We start from the raw sequence: 16,974 nt of genomic DNA, 5'->3' as shown, positions 1-16,974 counted from the left end.
AATAAAAACACGGTCTGCGTGTCAGAAAATCAAAACGCTCAAATATGCAGCAAGCCGCTAGTGTAGAACAAAGCTATTATTCTTGTATATAATAAATAGGTATCTATTAATATTATTTTGGAATATAGAATTAAATTGGCCCTTAGCAGAATGAAGTAAAAAAAGAGCCACCTTATATAAATAAATTGGCTCTTTGCTTAAGGCTGATTATAGTTTTAGTGCTAATAATAACTAAGGTTGAATAGGCGTTATAAATGAATGCTAAAAACGATCCGCATTCATCACTTTGTTCCAAGCCTTAATAAAGTCATGAACGAACTTCTCTAGGTTATCATCCTGCGCATATAGCTCAGAATAAGCACGTAAGATAGAGTTTGAGCCAAATACTAAGTCAACACGAGTGGCTTGCCATTTCACAGCACCGGTCGCACGCTCCCGTACTTCATAAAGGTTCGAGGTGTGCTTTGCATCATCATTGTCATTGATTGGATGCCAAGTCAGATTCATATCGGTTAGATTGACAAAGAAGTCATTACTAAGCACGCCAGCGCGGTCGGTAAAGACACCGTGTTGCTGATGACCATAGTTGGTATCCAGCACGCGCATACCACCGATTAGTACGACCATCTCAGGCGCAGTTAGTCCCATCAATTGAGTGCGGTCGAGTAGCATCTCTTCAGGGGATACCGCATAATTTTCTTTTACCCAGTTGCGATAGCCGTCATGGCGAGGCTCAAGGTCAGAGAAGGATTCCGCATCAGTCATCGCGTCCGTTGCATCGCCGCGCCCTGCATTAAAGGGTACAGTTATCTCAACGCCTGCATCAGCAGCCGCTTGTTCAATAGCCGTATTACCAGCAAGGACGATTAAGTCAGCAATGCTTACAGGCTTAGCAAACTCAGTTTGAATGCGGGTTAATGTCTCAAGCACTTTTTGTAACTGCTCAGGCTCATTTCCCATCCAATCCTTTTGCGGCGCTAGACGAATACGGGCGCCATTGGCACCGCCGCGATAGTCGGAGGCACGGAAAGTGCGAGCACTGTCCCATGCGGTAATAATGAGCTCACGGCGGCTGAGACCACTGTCCTTAATTTGAGCTTTTAGCGTAGTAATATCATCCGCAGTTAAGTCAGCGTTGCCTGCTGGAATAGGATCTTGCCAGACAAAATCTTCTGCTGGCACATCAGCACCTAAATAACGTGATTTTGGCCCTAAGTCACGATGCGTCAATTTAAACCATACTTTGGCAAATACGTCATCGAAGTATTCTGGATTTTTATGGAAATTCTCTGAAATCACGCGATACGCTGGATCTTTAATCATTGCCATATCGGCATCAGTCATCATAGGGTTGCGGCGTATGCTTGGATCATGTGCATCTACAGGCTTGTCTTCCTCAGCAATATCGGTAGGCTCCCACTGCCATGCACCCGCTGGGCTTTTGGTGAGTTCCCAGTTTTGACCTAACAGCAGCTCAAAATACTCATAATCCCATTGGGTTGGGTGGGTAGTCCATGCGCCTTCAATGCCACTAGATACCGTATCGCCAGCATTACCGCTACCATTAGGGTTGCGCCAGCCTAAACCTTGCTCTTCAATGCCAGCACCTTCTGGCTCGTCTTCTAATACCGTTGCATCGCCATTACCGTGGCACTTACCTACGGTATGTCCACCGGCGGTTAAGGCAACGGTTTCTTCATCATTCATCGACATGCGGCCAAAGGTAGTTCGTATATCTTGTGCGGTTTTTATCGGGTCAGGATTGCCATCAACGCCTTCAGGATTGACATAAATCAAGCCCATCTGTACCGCGCCTAATGGATTTTCTAACGATTCACGATCATCATCATCGTTATAGCGGTTTTTAGTAGCGGCAAGCCATTCGCGCTCAGAACCCCAATAGATGTCTTTTTCTGGATGCCAGATATCGGCGCGACCACCAGCGAAACCCAAGGTTTTAAAGCCCATAGACTCATAAGCCATGTTACCGGCTAAAATCATCAAATCTGCCCAAGACAGCTTATTGCCGTATTTTTTCTTGATTGGCCATAATAGACGACGGGCTTTATCTAAGTTGACGTTGTCCGGCCAGCTGTTCAATGGTGCAAAACGCTGATTACCTGTATTCGAGCCACCGCGTCCATCAGAGCGACGATAAGTACCCGCTGAATGCCAAGCCATACGAATCATCAGACCGCCATAATGACCCCAATCTGCTGGCCACCAGTCTTGCGAGTCCGTCATCAAATCTTTTAAATCTTGTTTAACGGCTTCTAAGTCTAATTGCTTAAAGGCTTCAGCGTAATCAAAGTCCGCACCCATCGGATTGGTTTTGTTATCTTGCTGATGCAAAATGTCTAGATTTAAAGCATTTGGCCACCAATCGGCTACCGCTGAGCTAGTAGTCGTATGCGCTTGATGCATCACCGGACAGCCACCCATGCTCGGACGCTGCGGGGCGTGCGACGCATCGACGTTTTCGCTATGAATGGTTGGGCCTTGACCATCCCCTTTGTCATAAGTAGTATTACTTGCGGCAATATTTCCATCTTGGCTGTTTTGATTGTCATGGTCGACAGGGCAGCCATTAGACTCTTGTTTTGAATTGAGCAGTTTTGAATCGTTGGGGGTCGAGTTGCTCATCGGATAACTCCTTGGCTATGATAAAAAAGGGGGATAGTAGCGAATGCTATCGTCCATAACTGTTTATATGTCTAGCATATAGAGTTATTATTGTTTTAGAAAACTAATTTATAATAATAAGGTGTTTTAGAATACTTATCGTTAGACGACTGATACCCCATTATTTATTTCAACTCAATATAGTTTTACTGATTATAAAATATTGAAAATTTTGACCGTAGAATAAAAGAATCCAGCAATTATTGTACGATCACCTTTGTAAGTACTCTACAAAGAATAATAAAAATGGATGTTATATCGAGATAAGTGCATTAATAACAACCTTTTATAATAATGAACCATAAAGTCTCAAGAGTTGAAAGCGGCCATCAAAAGAGACGCGGTTAACCTTCTTGGTTGGCTCTCATACTACATAGTCATATTACTGGCATGATCTAAATGCAGTTATTAATAAGTAACGTAGGCGGAGGAAAGCGAAAATATCGTTATAATGTCTAGTCAATTTAGACGTTCTCAAGTACCATAATTCAATTTTGCAGCAACTCTTGTTGTCTTTATATAGTATCAGGCAATTTTTCAGCTAAATTATATTAATACCTCTGTGATATGAGATATCAATAACGGATGAAAAATAGTTTGTTCTGATGTTTTTTGTCATTCGTTTCTGGTAAATCTTATGTCTGCTGTCAAATCTACTTCACCTAGTACCCCAGTTGCTAAAAAGCCATGGGGCGAGGCGGCCAAAGCTTACCTTGACCGCCGGGCAATTATCATCTTGTTTTTAGGGTTTTTCGCCGGCATTCCCATTATGCTGATTTTCTCCAGTCTGTCGTTGTGGCTGCGTGAAGCAGGGATTGACCGCGGCGTTGTGACCATGTTTAGTTGGGCCGCACTTGGCTACTCGTTTAAATTTATTTGGGCGCCTTTAGTCGATGCTGTGCCCTTGCCAATATTGACCAAACTACTGGGTCGTCGGCGTGCTTGGATATTGGTCGCCCAACTATTGATTATTTTGGCGATTTGTATCATGGCGAGTGTCAACCCGATTACTGAGGATAGCCTAACGCTGATGGCCATCGGTGCAGTATTGCTGGGGTTCTCATCTGCTACCCAAGATATCGTGGTTGATGCGTACCGTATTGAGCTGGCACCGCCCAGCCTACAGGCAGTGCTGTCTGCTATGTATGTCGCAGGCTACCGTATCGGCATGATTGTCGCGGGTGCGGGCGCGTTATATTTGGCGGATTATTTTGGCTCCACTGAAGCCTTATATAGCTATGAGGCTTGGCGTAACACCTATTGGGTCATGGCAGGGATCATGGGTGCGGGTGTTATAACTACCTTGATTATTCGCGAGCCTGTCATCAGTCAGGTGCTTACAACCAACACAGACGGCGGTCAGCCTCACGAAACGTCAGACTACGCGCGTTTATTTTTAGTATTTCTGTTATCTGTTTCTGGTTTTATATGGGCATTCATTACTGTAGGGTCGCTACTGCCAGAAACTGACAGTGCGCTGTTGGGATTCTTGTTAGAGATAGTGCATCTCGCTTTGAGTTTAGCGGCGGCTTTGATTATTGGTTATGGCTTAGTAAAAGCAAATGTAGTAAAAAAACAAATGGCTGTGCAGATGTGGGTTGAGCCCATTGCTGATTTCTTCCGGCGTTATGGTAAAAAGGCACTGCTATTATTGGCGTTAGTCGGACTTTACCGTATCTCTGACATTGTCGCTGGGGTCATCTCCAACGTTTTCTACTTAGATATGGGCTTTACTAAGATTGAAATTGCCAATGCGGTGAAGTTGTTTGGGGTCATTATGGCCATTGCCGGTGGTTTTTTGGGCGGGTTATTAGCACAAAGAATGCGTATTATGCGCGCCATGATGATTGGCGCAATCCTCGCCTGCGTGACTAACCTACTATTTGTCCTATTGACCTATAATCCGGGTAGTCTGCCTTATATGTATTTGGCAGTCAGTCTCGATAATTTGGCCGCAGGGCTTGCCAGTGCTGTATTTATTGCCTTTTTATCTGCACTGACTTCCATTCGTTTTACTGCCGTACAGTATGCGATATTTTCTTCCTTGATGACTTTATTGCCCAAAGTGCTCGGTGGCTATTCTGGTACTATCGTTGACAATACCAACTATCAATTTTTCTTTATCTTTACTTTTGCGATAGGCATTCCTATTTTAGTGCTGATTTATTATGTTGATAAGCATATTGTTATTGGTGATAACGATGATATTTATGATGATGGCAGTGATGATGATAATAATGGTAACAGTGTCAGTAATAAATTAACCAAAGCCAATCCTAATTTGACTGATACTAATGAGCCGCCACGCGCTTCAGAGTAGCACGGTTATTTTTATGATTAATAAACGCGCAATAAGTAAGAGTTATCTATGACAACGGCAACCGTTCAGCAAATAAAAAAGCAAGTCGCAAGCATTGCTACTGATGCTGGCATTCCACATTTTTGGCTGACGGATTGGTTGCTTTATGTGTTAGATAAGCCCTCCGCGTTTCTTATTACGGAAGAAAGTTATCAGCTAACGGATAGTGAGTTTGACCAATTTAATGCTGGCGTGACTAAGATGCAGCAGGGCACACCTTTGGCTTACTTAACCGGTCAGCAGGCGTTTTGGTCGCTTGATTTTAAGGTCAATGAGCATACTTTAATACCCAGACCAGATACGGAAGTATTGGTTGAACAAGTGCTTGAATGGATAAAGGCTCAGGACGGTTTCGGCACTAAAAACGAGTATCCTAAACGTTTGCTTGATTTAGGCACTGGCTCAGGTTGTATTGCGATTAGTTTAGCGCATGAATTGGCTAATAATAGTCATAATAAAAAAGACAACTGGCAAGTGGTCGCTGTTGATTTTTCAGTAGCAGCTCTTGAAGTTGCAAGACATAATGGTACTGCCAATAAAATTGCTAATATTGAATTTGTGCAAAGCAGTTGGTATAGCGAATTATCCACTGATACGGCGCAATTATTTGACATTATTGTCTCCAATCCGCCTTATATTGACGAAGCTGATGCGCATTTAGCAGGTCTACTAGCCGAACCTATCAGTGCTTTAAGTGCACCCAATCATGGCTTGGCTGATATTGAACATATTATTGAGCAGGCGCCACAATATTTACGTACGGGTGGGCTGTTGGCGATTGAACATGGTTTTGACCAAGGCACTGCCGTCCGCCAGTTATTCATTGATAATGGTTTTGAGGCTGTGCAAACCGTGCAAGATTTTGGTGGTAATGAGCGTGTAACGCTTGGGCAGCTGCTTAATAAATAAGCTTGGGATAATAAATATGACGCATGCAACAGATAGAACGGTGCTGACAGACGATGAACTCTTACGTTATGCTCGGCAAGTCTTGTTAGAAGGCTGGGATATTGACGCTCAACTTCGGCTAAAGTCAGCGCGGGTAGTGATGATAGGGGCAGGTGGTCTTGGCTGTCCTGCTTCTGAAACTTTAGTGCGCGCCGGTCTTGGACAAGTGCACCTGATAGACGATGATGTCATTGAGATGAGTAATTTACAGCGGCAAACGCTATTCCTACCCGCTGATATTGGTAAGCCCAAAGCGTTGACTGCCGCCCAGATGTTGCAACAGATTAATCCGCTCATTAAGGCGCAGGGTACTGTTGCGCGTCTGAGTCTAGACAATGCGTATGAGCTGCTAGATATGGCAGCAGGTAAGCCTGATTTGCTATTAGATTGTACTGATAATTTTGCCACCCGCGATATTATTAATCGTATCAGTGTTCGCTATCAAATTCCACTATTAAGCGCTTCAGCGATTGCGATGGAAGGGCAGTTGGCGTTGTTTGAGCCGCATCTACATTCGGGCTGCTATCATTGCGTATTCGGCGCGCCTAGTATCGATACGGAATTGAATACTGTGCTTGATGAGCGCACTTGCGCCAATTCTGGCGTACTTGCCAGTACTACCGCCATTATGGGCAGTTTGCAAGCCAATGCTGCCTTGCAATATCTGGGATTAACCAAAAATCCACTGACAGGTAAGCTGTTATTGTGGGACGGTAGCCGTATGCAACAGCGCTTGATGGGCTATCGGCAAGATAAAGATTGCCCTATTTGTACCGTTTAGTTACTCATATATTTTCCAATTATTATTTACTTATTACTCATTTTGTTTACTACTACTATAGTTGTCCTTTATGAAAATTCATCGTCCGCATTTATTAAAGCATTCGTTTAATGTAGTGAACCGTGTACGCCAAACCGCCAGCATTGCAGGTCTCTCTGCATTAAGAGTTGCTAAAGGCGAAAAGCCCGATGCTTATCTGCTAAAAGATACTTTTGAGCAGCTTGGTACCACTTATATTAAAATCGGTCAGTTTATTGCCAGTACGCCCTCGTTATTCCCACGTGAATATGTAGAAGCCTTCCAAAGTTGTTTAGACCAAACTACGCCGTTATCGTATGATTATATCGAGCAAGTATTGACCGCTGAGCTGACGGTTAATGGACAAACGCTGGCTGATAAATTTGCTCACATCGACAAGAAGCCACTCGCTTCCGCCTCCATCGCCCAAGTCCACGCCGCACGTTTGCACAATGGCGATGAAGTAGTATTAAAAGTGCAAAAGCCTGGGGTCGAAACCATCATGCAGACTGATTTAGGCGTACTGCACGCAGTTACTAAGATAGTTGAGCTGTTGATGCCGTCTATGAAGTTTGCCAGTATTGCGCCTATTATCGATGAGATACGCTTGCGCATGCTTGATGAGACTGATTTTATCTCTGAGGCGCAAAATATCCGCGATTTTCAGCAATTTTTATCAGTATCGGGAAATACGCGAGTGATAGCGCCACAAGTTTATGATGAGCTGACCACCAAGCGTGTATTAACTATGAGCCGTTTACGCGGGGTGTCGATGGTTGATGAGGCAGCAATGCGTCAATATTGTGATGATCCGGCACAAGTCATGGCGGATACGTTGAATACTTGGTTTGCCAGTCTGATGCTATGTAATAGCTTCCATGCTGATTTGCATGCGGGTAATTTGATGTTGCTAACCGATGGTCGCATTGGCTTTATAGATTTTGGTATTGTCGGAAAGCTGAAAGCTGAAAGCTGGCGCGCGTGTATGGGTATGATGCAAGCCTTGCAAGAAAATGACTATCAGGCTATGGCGCAACATATGGTTGATATGGAGATGACCCATGGGCATGAGGTAGATATAGCAGCTTTAGGGGAGGACTTGCAACGCATGATGACATCGATTATGGCAGAAGATAGAGCGTTTACCAGTGGTATTCCTTTTAATACCAAAGAGCAGGCTGATGAGCTGAATCAAATGATGTTGGAGATTGTGGCAGTTGGCAAACGCCATGGCATTCACTTTCCGCGTGATTTTGCACTGTTAACCAAACAGCTGTTATATTTTGATCGGTTTATGCGCACGCTAGCCCCTGATATGGATATGTTTAGTGATAAGCGTGTGCAAATTTTGGGACAGGCGGATAACAGTGGTAGTAATAAAAACCACAATAATAATGACGCTACGCCAAAACTGGTATCCTAACTTGAAAATGACCATCACTAATGAGACCGCTATTGCCTTGATAGGGTTGTATTGTATGGCGGTAGTGATGGGTTTTGGGCGCTTCTTATTTACTGCCACCTTACCTGATATTATGAATCAGCTGACTCTGTCAACTGCCACTGCTGGCTGGTTAGCGTCGATTAATTATATTGGTTATTTCTTTGGGGCACTAATTGCGATATTCGTGCCGCAGCGTCTGACTTGGCAAAATCTCATGCTGTGGGCCAGCATTAGTATTGTCACCACGATGCTGTTATTCGTGCCAAATATGTCGCTAAATTTATGGTATGTTATTCGGCTGTTGGCAGGTATTGCTAGCGGGGTGGCGATGATTTTGAGCTCATCTTTGGTGATTCAATATTTTAGTGATGCTCGGCGCTCAGTGCTATCAACCATCCATTATGCAGGTATCGGCGCGGGTATTAGTACTTCTGCCATTCTTACTTGGGTGTTGTTGACATTGGGTTATCATTTTAATGTGATTTGGCTGATGGCGGGTATCAGTAGTTTGCCACTTTTGGGATTGCTGTATGCTATCCGACCAGCTCAAACAGCAGCTCGCGCTCAGCCACGTTCTATACACCAAACCTATATTAATTTTAAACGCTCATTGTATGAGGCTATTGCAGGTAATACCAAAGCTGTCATTTTATTGTCAGCAAGTTACGCTTTAGCCGGTTTTGGGTATATTACCTCGGCTACCTTTTTACCGGTTATTGCAACTCAGCGTTTGACTGAGCAGAGCAACTCAGGACTATTGATTTGGCTGGTTGTCGGACTGTTTGCCATGTTATCCAATCCATTATGGGGAGCACTTGCTAAACGTACGGGTGAAATTAAAACTCTACTTGGTCTAACATTACTACAAGCAGTCGGGATGTGTATGCCCATGTGGTTTAATGGAGCGCTGGGCTTGTATGGCAATGCGGTTATTGTAGGGTTAACCTTTGCCGGTATTGTCTCTATGACATTGATTATTATCAAAAATATCAATCCAGCCTATTCTAATTTATTGATGGGACTTGCGACCTTAGCTTATAGTGTCGGGCAGTTTATTGGCCCTTTAGTGACGGTTGCATTAGCAGGGGCGGGTGATAACTTTAATGCTGGCTTGTTGGTTGCGGGTATTGGATTATTAGTAAGTTTTATTTTGCTATTGTGGTTTCGTCGGCAATCCCCTACAAATCCATTAAGTTAGCCTTTATCAAACAATACTGCGGCTAAACACTTCGCGCAGCTCAAAACTGGTATGCACCTGTGCCACGCCCTCAATACGGTTTAATCGGTGTAATAAAAACTCTTCATAGTGTGCCATGTCGCGTACGCGTACTTTAATTAAATAATCTTCACTACGGCCAGTTACGATGCTACAGCTAATCACTTCATCGAAGCTTTGAATTTTACGTTCAAACTGAAGAAAGCGTTCTGCAGTATGACGATCCATACTAATAGCGATAAATATAGCCAGTGGATAGCCTAATTTTTGTGCATCGATTTGGGTATGATAACCACTGATGATACCGCTATCTTCTAGGCGCTTGATACGCCGTGCGCAGGGAGTAGCAGACAGATTGACACGCTCAGCAAGCTCAGTAATACTCATCCGTGCCTCTAGTTGTAACAAGCGCAATAAACGCTTATCGGTCTCGTCGATATCAATTGATAAAGAGTTTTTAGAATGGCTATTTGACATAACTTATTAGTTTGTTAGTGATTTAAGCTGATTATATCAATAATAGTGGTTTTTATCACTAATATAGTTCTAAAAAATACAGGATAAAGCTGTTTTTCACCTAATAAATTTTGTTATTATAATGGCATAAACTTTAGTTATCTCATATCATAAGACCGATTGTCTAAATTGAACGCTCTATCTTATCCAAGGATTGATTATGTCTGACCAAGCCACACACACTGCGAAAGTTACCCCAAAACATGCTGCTTTTGATTATAAAAAGTATCGTCCTTTTGCATTTGCACCCATGCTACCAGACCGTACATGGCCGAGCAAAACGCTTGAAAAATCGCCAATGTGGGCCAGTGTAGATTTGCGTGATGGTAACCAAGCCCTAATTGATCCGATGACTATCGAGCAAAAAATGCGCTTTTTTAAGACCTTAGTAGGAGTCGGTTTTAAAGAGATTGAAATTGGTTTTCCATCAGCGGCGCAAGTTGAGTTTGATTTTGCGCGGAAGCTTATCGAAGAAAACCATGTGCCTGAAGATGTCACCTTGCAAGTGTTGGTACAAGCCCGTGAGCATTTAATTGCGCGTACTTTTGAATCATTAAAAGGTGCTAAGCGTGCCATTGTTCACGTCTATAACTCAACTTGCCGTATCCAACGTGAAAAAGTATATGGCAAAGATAAGACCGAGATTAAAGAAATTGCTATCACCGGTGCGAAGTTATTGGTTGAGTACGCTGCCAAATATCCAGAGACTGAATGGGTATTCCAGTATTCACCAGAGAGTTTTAGCCAAACTGAGACTGAATATGCCGTAGAAGTCTGTGATGCGGTTTGTGATATTTGGCAGCCTGAAACGGGACAAGAGGTTATTTTAAACTTGCCTGCGACTGTTGAAGCGTCTACGCCTAACGTGTTTGCCGATCAGGTTGAATATTTCTGCCGTCATTTAGCAAAGCGTGAGCATGTAACGGTCAGTTTACATACGCATAATGACCGTGGCTGTGCAGTTGCAGCAGCTGAGCTTGGCGTACTTGCTGGGGCGGATCGGATCGAGGGAACTTTACTTGGTAACGGCGAGCGTACCGGTAATATGGACATCATGGTGATGGCGATGAACTTGTTTAGCCAAGGTATCGACCCTGAGCTTGATTTTAGTAATATGAGCGAGATTGTACAGGTAGTGAGCGAGTGCAATAACTTACCAGTGCATCCACGGCATCCTTATGTCGGTGAATTGGTCTTTACCGCATTTAGCGGCTCGCACCAAGACGCTATCAAAAAGTGTCTCGATTATAATGAAAAACATGTTGAGCAGACCGAAAACGTTTGGGACGTGGCTTATTTACCTATCGACCCGGCACACATTGGTCGCAGTTACCAAGACGTGGTACGTATCAATAGTCAGTCTGGTAAAGGCGGCGTTGCTTATATCTTACAGCGTAACTATGGCTTTAACTTACCACGTTGGATGCAAATTGACTTTAGCCGCGTGGTTCAGCAGCAAGCTGAAACTGCTGCACGTGAACTACAGAATGATGAAATCTTAAAAACGTTTGAAAGTACTTATTTGCAGCAAGGTAACTTTGAGCTATTAGATTACAGTGTGAACAATAAAGGCGGTGAGGTTTACTTCAAAGGTCAAGTACAGATGAACGGCGATACTATCGATATTGATGGTACTGGTAATGGTCCTTTATCTTCGTTCATTGATGGCTTAGCCCAGCATACTGGAAAATCTTTACATGTGATTAACTATGCTGAACATGCTATTAATCCACAGCATAACACTAATAATGGCATTGACGATGATACCAATAGTGACAATAAGACCAATGCCCATGCAGCGGCTTATATCCAGCTGAATGTCGATGGTAGCGTTTACTCTGGTATCGGCACGTGCAGCAGCACGGTATCAGCGATGTTAAAAGGGGCATTGTCTGCCTTTGCTCAAGCACCTAGTAACATAGCAGCTTAAGTTAAGACAATACTTTTTTAATAGCTATAAATCGAATAACTGTAACGCCCCCTATCATTATGCTAAGCATGTTGATAGGGGGCGTTATTTTCTTGCGTCTTTTATTGGCTCTGAAGAATAAGTATTGAAGTCTCTGCATTGTTACGAAGGCTAACTTTAATAGGAAGTAGAATAGAGGTTTAGGGGTAATGAGTGGCAAATCGTACTAGCGTCTAACTGCCAATAGCATAATGTTACTTGTGTTTTTAGTGCCCAAGACTTACGCTAATGTACACATAACGTATTGATATAAATAAAAGGTTAATCATGGCATTGCTCTCAGTGGCTTCTTTTACATTAGCATCTATTCTATCATCGCTACCTACTAGTGGCGAGCAGGTGAGTCAGTCGCAAATTACGACTCATATTAGTCCAGCAATCGCTGGGCAATGGGAGATTGACTTAGATAGCGTAGACACCATGAGTAAGCCAGCATCACGCGCTACCAGCGCGTCGACAGTAACTGCTGAGCCTAGAGTATCTATGGATTTATCAGGTGGCGTGCTGGATCAAAGTCAGCAGCGCATTATAAGTATCGTTCCAAAAAATACACCAAATTCTAGTTCCAATACCATCCAATTATCCGCGACTCCAAAAAAACCTGCTCAGTGTCGCGAGCTATACAACTTTGCGGCTGATAATGAGATGTGGGCGGTTAGTGGTAAAGAATGGACGTATGGACGTTATCTTGTGACCCATCGTGAAGAAGGCTTGCCAATTATCGCTATAAAAACTGTCTATGATAACAACGAAGTCGATTGCTCCGGTAACCAGATTGACCAAACCGATGAAGCACTAATTGCTTTTTTACATCACGATGGCAATAAGATGCAGTGGTGTGCTGATTCTGAGGGTAAAGAATGTTTTATGAGTTTCCATCGTATTTTGCCATAATGGATATTCTTATAACAGAGAAGTAATTATCTAGTTAGTTAATTACTTAACAAGTTAATAAATTGAGCAGCTAATAAGTCTAAACATGAGATCTAAACATAAAAAAACCGCTACCTAATAAGATAGCGGTTTTTTTATAGGGATATTTAAACGAACACACTATTTTTAGCAAAAAAGATAGAATCTATAACGCTGCTTCTTTATTAGCCACCAATAACTCTCTTTCAAGGTAATGGATATTTTGTGCTTCATTGACAAAATTCTCGTCCGCCAAAATAACATCACGATGCAAGGGGATATTGGTATTAATCCCTTCAATAATGAGTTCATCTAGTGCATGTAATGTTTTAGCAATGGCTTGCTGGCGAGTCTGTCCATGACAGATAAGTTTACCAACCAACGAGTCATAGTAGCTCGGCACTTCATAGCCCGGATACAGATGCGAGTCAAAGCGAACGCCAGTACCACTTGGAGCAAATAGTTGCGTGACTTTGCCTGGTGAAGGGACAAAAGTGACTGCATCTTCAGCGTTGATGCGACATTCAATAGCATGGCCTTGAATTTCAATCTCGTCTTGACGATAGGACAGACCGTAACCCGCAGCGATTTTTAATTGCTCAACCACCACGTCAATACCAGTAATCATCTCAGTAACCGGATGCTCAACCTGAACTCGAGTATTCATCTCGATAAAGAAGAATTCATTATTTTCAAATAAGAACTCAAAAGTCCCAGCACCGCGATATTTAACCAGCTGACAAGCTTTAACGCAAGCGTCCAAGATAGGTTGACGCACATCATCAGGGATATCAGGAGCAGGGGCTTCTTCTAACACTTTTTGATGGCGGCGTTGCAATGAGCAGTCACGGTCATACAGATGAATAGCATTACCATTACCGTCACCTAGTACCTGAATCTCAACATGGCGCGGGTTTTGCAAGTAGCGTTCCATATAGACGGTGTCATCACCGAACCAAAGCTCAGCTTCTTGTTTTGCTGATTGTACTTGACCGATAATCTCTTCGAAGCGCTCAACCACGCGCATACCGCGTCCACCGCCACCAGAGGCTGCTTTTATCAATAGTGGAAAGCCGATATTGCGCGCTTGTTCTTCAGCATTGTGCAAGTTAACCGCACCAACAGAGCCGGGTACGGTAGGAACACCTGCCTTTTTCATAGCGTTAATGGCGGAGACTTTATTACCCATTAAGCGAATATGATCAGCATTAGGACCAACGAAAGTTAATCCTGCTTCTTCGACACGCTCAGCAAATTCAGCATTTTCAGCCAAAAAACCATAACCGGGGTGAATGGCATCAGCACCAGAGATTTCGGCAGCGGTTAAGATAGTATTAATATCTAAATAACTCTGATTAGCGTTAGGCTTGCCAATACAGATGGCTTCATCAACAAAGCGCAAGTGCATCAGGTTTGCATCAGCGGTTGAATAGACGCCAACGGTCTCGATACCAAGAGCTTTACAGGCACGTACGATACGTAAGGCAATCTCACCCCGATTGGCGATGAGCAGTTTCTTTATCATGGAATCATCCTTGTCAAAGCGGCAGTGATCAATCTTCTCGCTATGAGCTGTTCAACGTGCAGTCGCATTTGATACGATAGCAATTGATAACGTAACCCTTATAGCGATATATCAATCATAACTAAGTAATAAAGTGGGGCGTAGACCATTAGGCTTTATAGCGTATAACAGGTTGACCGAACTGTACTACTTCAGAGTTATCCACTAGGATCTCATCAATGACACCACTTTGAGTAGCTTCAAGCGGATTCATGATTTTCATAGCTTCAATAATACCAAGCGTGTCGCCGGCTTGTACTTTCTGACCAACTTTGACAAACGGTGGATCATTAGGAGTAGGGGCAGAATAAAACACACCAACCATCGGTGAGGTTTCAACACTACCGGCTTTTACTTGGGCTTTCGCTTCCGTAGCTGCAGGGGCAATGCCAGCAGTAGGCGCGGCCATCATCGTTGGGGCAGGAGCGTCGTAATGGCGTGTCAGGCTGATGTGCTCATCGTCTGAACTGATTTCTAGATTGACCAGCTCGTTTTCTTCCATGAGGGCGACTAGGGTGCGTATTTTTTCAATATCCATAGTTTTTATGAGGCCTTTTACTAAAATTTAAGAAGAAATAGTGTAACAAAACATTGTTTTGTCGATTGCTAATGATACCTATATTAGACGCAATGAGCAATCGATGTACAGTTGTTAACTGAGAATTTTTACATATTTTTAATATTAGTATGTTCTTGGGTAAGAAAGATTCAGCTATTTATCATAGTCTATGTAAGCAGGCAGCGCTAGTATTGATTACTAGATACTACGATAGAGACTCACTTTAGAAGAGGAAAGCATACTATTTTCAGCAGACTGCGCGCTATCTAGCCATTATGAAAAGAAAAAAGTCGTTGCATATATATATATAGGCAACGACTTAAATCGTTTATTATTATCTTAATCTCTAATTAGAATAAAACGGCGAGCTAACCGTCTACGCCCATTGCGCTCCCAAACGTTTTTGTTGATAAATCAGACGTAACGTGAGGAGGATGGAAGATAAGACTAGTCCAGCGATTAACGCCATCCAAAACCCTTGAGCGCCTATATCAGTATAGCGTACCATATAGATACCAAGCGGCAAGGCAACTATCCAATAACAGAATAGCGTGACCCACATCGGCACCGTGGTGTCCTGCATACCGCGTAAAATGCCTGCGATATTGACCTGCCAGCCGTCAAATAATTGATAGGCAAGGGCGAAGATTAACAGATGCATCGCCTGCGCTCTGACCTCTAGATTGTCAGTAAAAGCGGCGGCCAGTTGTGGTCTGAATATCCAAATCCCCAGCATACAAACGAGTGCAATAACTACCGTCCAGATGAGACCTGTTGCTTGCACTTGGCGCACAGCAAGAAGGTTCTTCTCACCAAAACGATTAGATACCATAATAGTCAATGCCATTGCCACCGAGATTGGTATCATGAATAGTTGTGAGGTCACTGACAATGCTACCTGATGTGACGCGGTCGCCAACTCCCCAAGTGGACTGATGACCAAGGCGCCTAAGCTAAAAAGACTGGCCTCAAAAAATATAGAGATACCAATCGGTATACCAAGCTTTAACAACTTAGTAATTTGCTCACGATTAGGCGCGGTAAAGCTATAAAAGAAGCGCGTACTGGCAAATTGCTGGCGCTTGGTAAAGGTAGTATACGCGGCCAGTAGGAGCACGTTGATCCATAATACGATCGCAGTGGCTACCCCGCAGCCCGCACCGCCCATCTCAGGCATCCCGAATAAACCATGAATAAAAATATAATTCAGTGGAATATCTGCTAATAAACCAATAATACTAATAATGGTCACTGGCTCAGGTCGTCCGAGTGCTTCACAGTAACTGCGTAGCACTGCATAGGCAGCAAGCGCAGGGAAACCAAAAGACACGCCATGTAAGTATTCCGCTGCTATCGGTTGAATATTTGCCGGAACGCCCATTATGCCAAGGACATTTGGCATCAGATTGACAATAATAAAACCCAGAATACCTAACACTCCAGCGGTCCATAGCGACTGTTGAGTAATATGGGGAACTTGGTCGTGTTTGTTTTGCCCGACTGCCTCACCAATCAATGGCGTAGTGGCAATCAAAATACCAGTGACTAACAAAAATAGCGGCAGCCAAATACCAGAACCAACCGCCACAGCCGCCAAATCAAGTGCGGAGACTTGGCCTGCCATAATGGCATCAACCACACCTAACGCGGCTTGGCAAAATTGAGTAATCAAAATAGGTAATGCGAGTATGCCTAAACGCATGCTATAGCTTTTAAAGTCTTTAAAGGATAATACGGAAACCATGGTTAGCAACTTGTTAATTATTCACGGTGGTTACTGTCAATGTCAGATATAGCCATCAACAAATTAATAGCAGAACAGTGAAGGAGGGATAAATATTTGAAATGAGGCACTAAAAACAAAAATAACCCGCCAACTCAAGGAATGAATTGACAGGTCAAAAGTAGATAGGATGGTAAACAAGCCTTATGGTGATGTCAATGTTTTCAAAGTATTTAGGACGCATGAGTCACGAACTAATGATGGTTGTTTATCTAATACAGTG

General features: G+C 43.3%; 12 protein-coding genes. 7 read left to right on the top strand and 5 right to left on the bottom strand.

Annotated features, from left to right (window positions below; all coding sequences use genetic code 11):
• Window positions 1–261: 261 nt before the first annotated feature.
• Window positions 262–2,442 carry a catalase/peroxidase HPI gene (katG, locus tag ES754_RS02995; protein ID WP_147223238.1) on the bottom strand — a complete coding sequence of 727 codons (2,181 nt, stop codon included), beginning with the start codon at window positions 2,440–2,442 and terminating at the stop codon, window positions 262–264.
• Between the two features lie 877 nt (window positions 2,443–3,319).
• On the opposite strand from katG, the gene ES754_RS02990 reads away from it, so the two are divergent.
• The 5 genes from ES754_RS02990 to ES754_RS02970 all read left to right on the top strand — a co-directional run bounded on the left by ES754_RS02990 (window position 3,320) and on the right by ES754_RS02970 (window position 9,430).
• Entirely contained in the window at window positions 3,320–5,002 is a 1,683-nt protein-coding gene (locus ES754_RS02990) for an AmpG family muropeptide MFS transporter (protein WP_147221919.1), read from the top strand.
• A gap of 48 nt (window positions 5,003–5,050) precedes the next feature.
• Entirely contained in the window at window positions 5,051–5,950 is a 900-nt protein-coding gene (gene prmC / locus ES754_RS02985) for a peptide chain release factor N(5)-glutamine methyltransferase (RefSeq protein WP_147221918.1), read from the top strand.
• A 16-nt stretch (window positions 5,951–5,966) separates the two neighbouring features.
• The gene (locus ES754_RS02980) at window positions 5,967–6,770 is read left to right on the top strand and encodes a HesA/MoeB/ThiF family protein (RefSeq protein ID WP_147221916.1); all 804 of its coding nucleotides are present in this window, start codon (window positions 5,967–5,969) and stop codon (window positions 6,768–6,770) included.
• Window positions 6,771–6,840: 70 nt separating this feature from the next.
• Window positions 6,841–8,211 carry an ABC1 kinase family protein gene (locus tag ES754_RS02975; RefSeq protein WP_147221914.1) on the top strand — a complete coding sequence of 457 codons (1,371 nt, stop codon included), beginning with the start codon at window positions 6,841–6,843 and terminating at the stop codon, window positions 8,209–8,211.
• Complete coding sequence (locus ES754_RS02970; protein WP_147221912.1) at window positions 8,183–9,430, top strand: YbfB/YjiJ family MFS transporter; 1,248 nt, start codon at window positions 8,183–8,185, stop codon at window positions 9,428–9,430. The genes ES754_RS02975 and ES754_RS02970 overlap by 29 nt, the downstream gene beginning before the upstream one ends.
• 6 nt (window positions 9,431–9,436) lie before the next feature.
• Here the strand turns inward: ES754_RS02970 and ES754_RS02965 are convergent, their stop codons facing one another.
• Window positions 9,437–9,925, bottom strand: coding sequence for an Lrp/AsnC family transcriptional regulator (locus ES754_RS02965; protein ID WP_147221910.1), 489 nt, complete (start codon window positions 9,923–9,925; stop codon window positions 9,437–9,439).
• Window positions 9,926–10,124: 199 nt separating this feature from the next.
• Here ES754_RS02965 and leuA point away from each other — a divergent pair, with 199 nt between their 5' ends.
• A complete protein-coding gene (leuA, locus tag ES754_RS02960) occupies window positions 10,125–11,894 on the top strand; it encodes a 2-isopropylmalate synthase (protein WP_147221908.1) in 1,770 nt (589 codons plus the stop codon).
• 306 nt (window positions 11,895–12,200) lie between these two features.
• Complete coding sequence (locus ES754_RS02955; RefSeq protein WP_147221906.1) at window positions 12,201–12,827, top strand: hypothetical protein; 627 nt, start codon at window positions 12,201–12,203, stop codon at window positions 12,825–12,827.
• A gap of 184 nt (window positions 12,828–13,011) precedes the next feature.
• Here the strand turns inward: ES754_RS02955 and accC are convergent, their stop codons facing one another.
• The 3 genes from accC to ES754_RS02940 form a co-directional block, all read right to left on the bottom strand.
• Complete coding sequence (gene accC, locus ES754_RS02950) at window positions 13,012–14,370, bottom strand: acetyl-CoA carboxylase biotin carboxylase subunit (RefSeq protein ID WP_147221904.1); 1,359 nt, start codon at window positions 14,368–14,370, stop codon at window positions 13,012–13,014.
• A gap of 148 nt (window positions 14,371–14,518) precedes the next feature.
• Window positions 14,519–14,947 carry an acetyl-CoA carboxylase biotin carboxyl carrier protein gene (gene accB, locus ES754_RS02945; protein WP_147221902.1) on the bottom strand — a complete coding sequence of 143 codons (429 nt, stop codon included), beginning with the start codon at window positions 14,945–14,947 and terminating at the stop codon, window positions 14,519–14,521.
• Window positions 14,948–15,344: 397 nt separating this feature from the next.
• Window positions 15,345–16,712 carry an MATE family efflux transporter gene (locus ES754_RS02940; protein WP_147221900.1) on the bottom strand — a complete coding sequence of 456 codons (1,368 nt, stop codon included), beginning with the start codon at window positions 16,710–16,712 and terminating at the stop codon, window positions 15,345–15,347.
• Window positions 16,713–16,974 lie beyond the last annotated feature (262 nt).

The sequence above is a fragment of the Psychrobacter frigidicola genome (genome assembly GCF_007997305.1).
GTDB lineage: Bacteria > Pseudomonadota > Gammaproteobacteria > Pseudomonadales > Moraxellaceae > Psychrobacter > Psychrobacter frigidicola.
This window is presented reverse-complemented; position numbering and strand designations above follow the sequence as displayed.

Excerpts from the sequence above, each read along its gene's own strand:
- ES754_RS02975 (WP_147221914.1), top strand. The coding sequence starts at position 6,841 with ATGAAAATTCATCGTCCGCATTTATTAAAGCATTCGTTTAATGTAGTG.
- leuA (WP_147221908.1), top strand. The coding sequence starts at position 10,125 with ATGTCTGACCAAGCCACACACACTGCGAAAGTTACCCCAAAACATGCT.
- katG (WP_147223238.1), bottom strand. The coding sequence starts at position 2,442 with ATGGGTGGCTGTCCGGTGATGCATCAAGCGCATACGACTACTAGCTCA.
- prmC (WP_147221918.1), top strand. The coding sequence starts at position 5,051 with ATGACAACGGCAACCGTTCAGCAAATAAAAAAGCAAGTCGCAAGCATT.
- ES754_RS02955 (WP_147221906.1), top strand. The coding sequence starts at position 12,201 with ATGGCATTGCTCTCAGTGGCTTCTTTTACATTAGCATCTATTCTATCA.
- accB (WP_147221902.1), bottom strand. The coding sequence starts at position 14,947 with ATGGATATTGAAAAAATACGCACCCTAGTCGCCCTCATGGAAGAAAAC.
- ES754_RS02965 (WP_147221910.1), bottom strand. The coding sequence starts at position 9,925 with ATGTCAAATAGCCATTCTAAAAACTCTTTATCAATTGATATCGACGAG.
- ES754_RS02990 (WP_147221919.1), top strand. The coding sequence starts at position 3,320 with ATGTCTGCTGTCAAATCTACTTCACCTAGTACCCCAGTTGCTAAAAAG.
- ES754_RS02980 (WP_147221916.1), top strand. The coding sequence starts at position 5,967 with ATGACGCATGCAACAGATAGAACGGTGCTGACAGACGATGAACTCTTA.
- ES754_RS02970 (WP_147221912.1), top strand. The coding sequence starts at position 8,183 with ATGACGCTACGCCAAAACTGGTATCCTAACTTGAAAATGACCATCACT.
- ES754_RS02940 (WP_147221900.1), bottom strand. The coding sequence starts at position 16,712 with ATGGTTTCCGTATTATCCTTTAAAGACTTTAAAAGCTATAGCATGCGT.
- accC (WP_147221904.1), bottom strand. The coding sequence starts at position 14,370 with ATGATAAAGAAACTGCTCATCGCCAATCGGGGTGAGATTGCCTTACGT.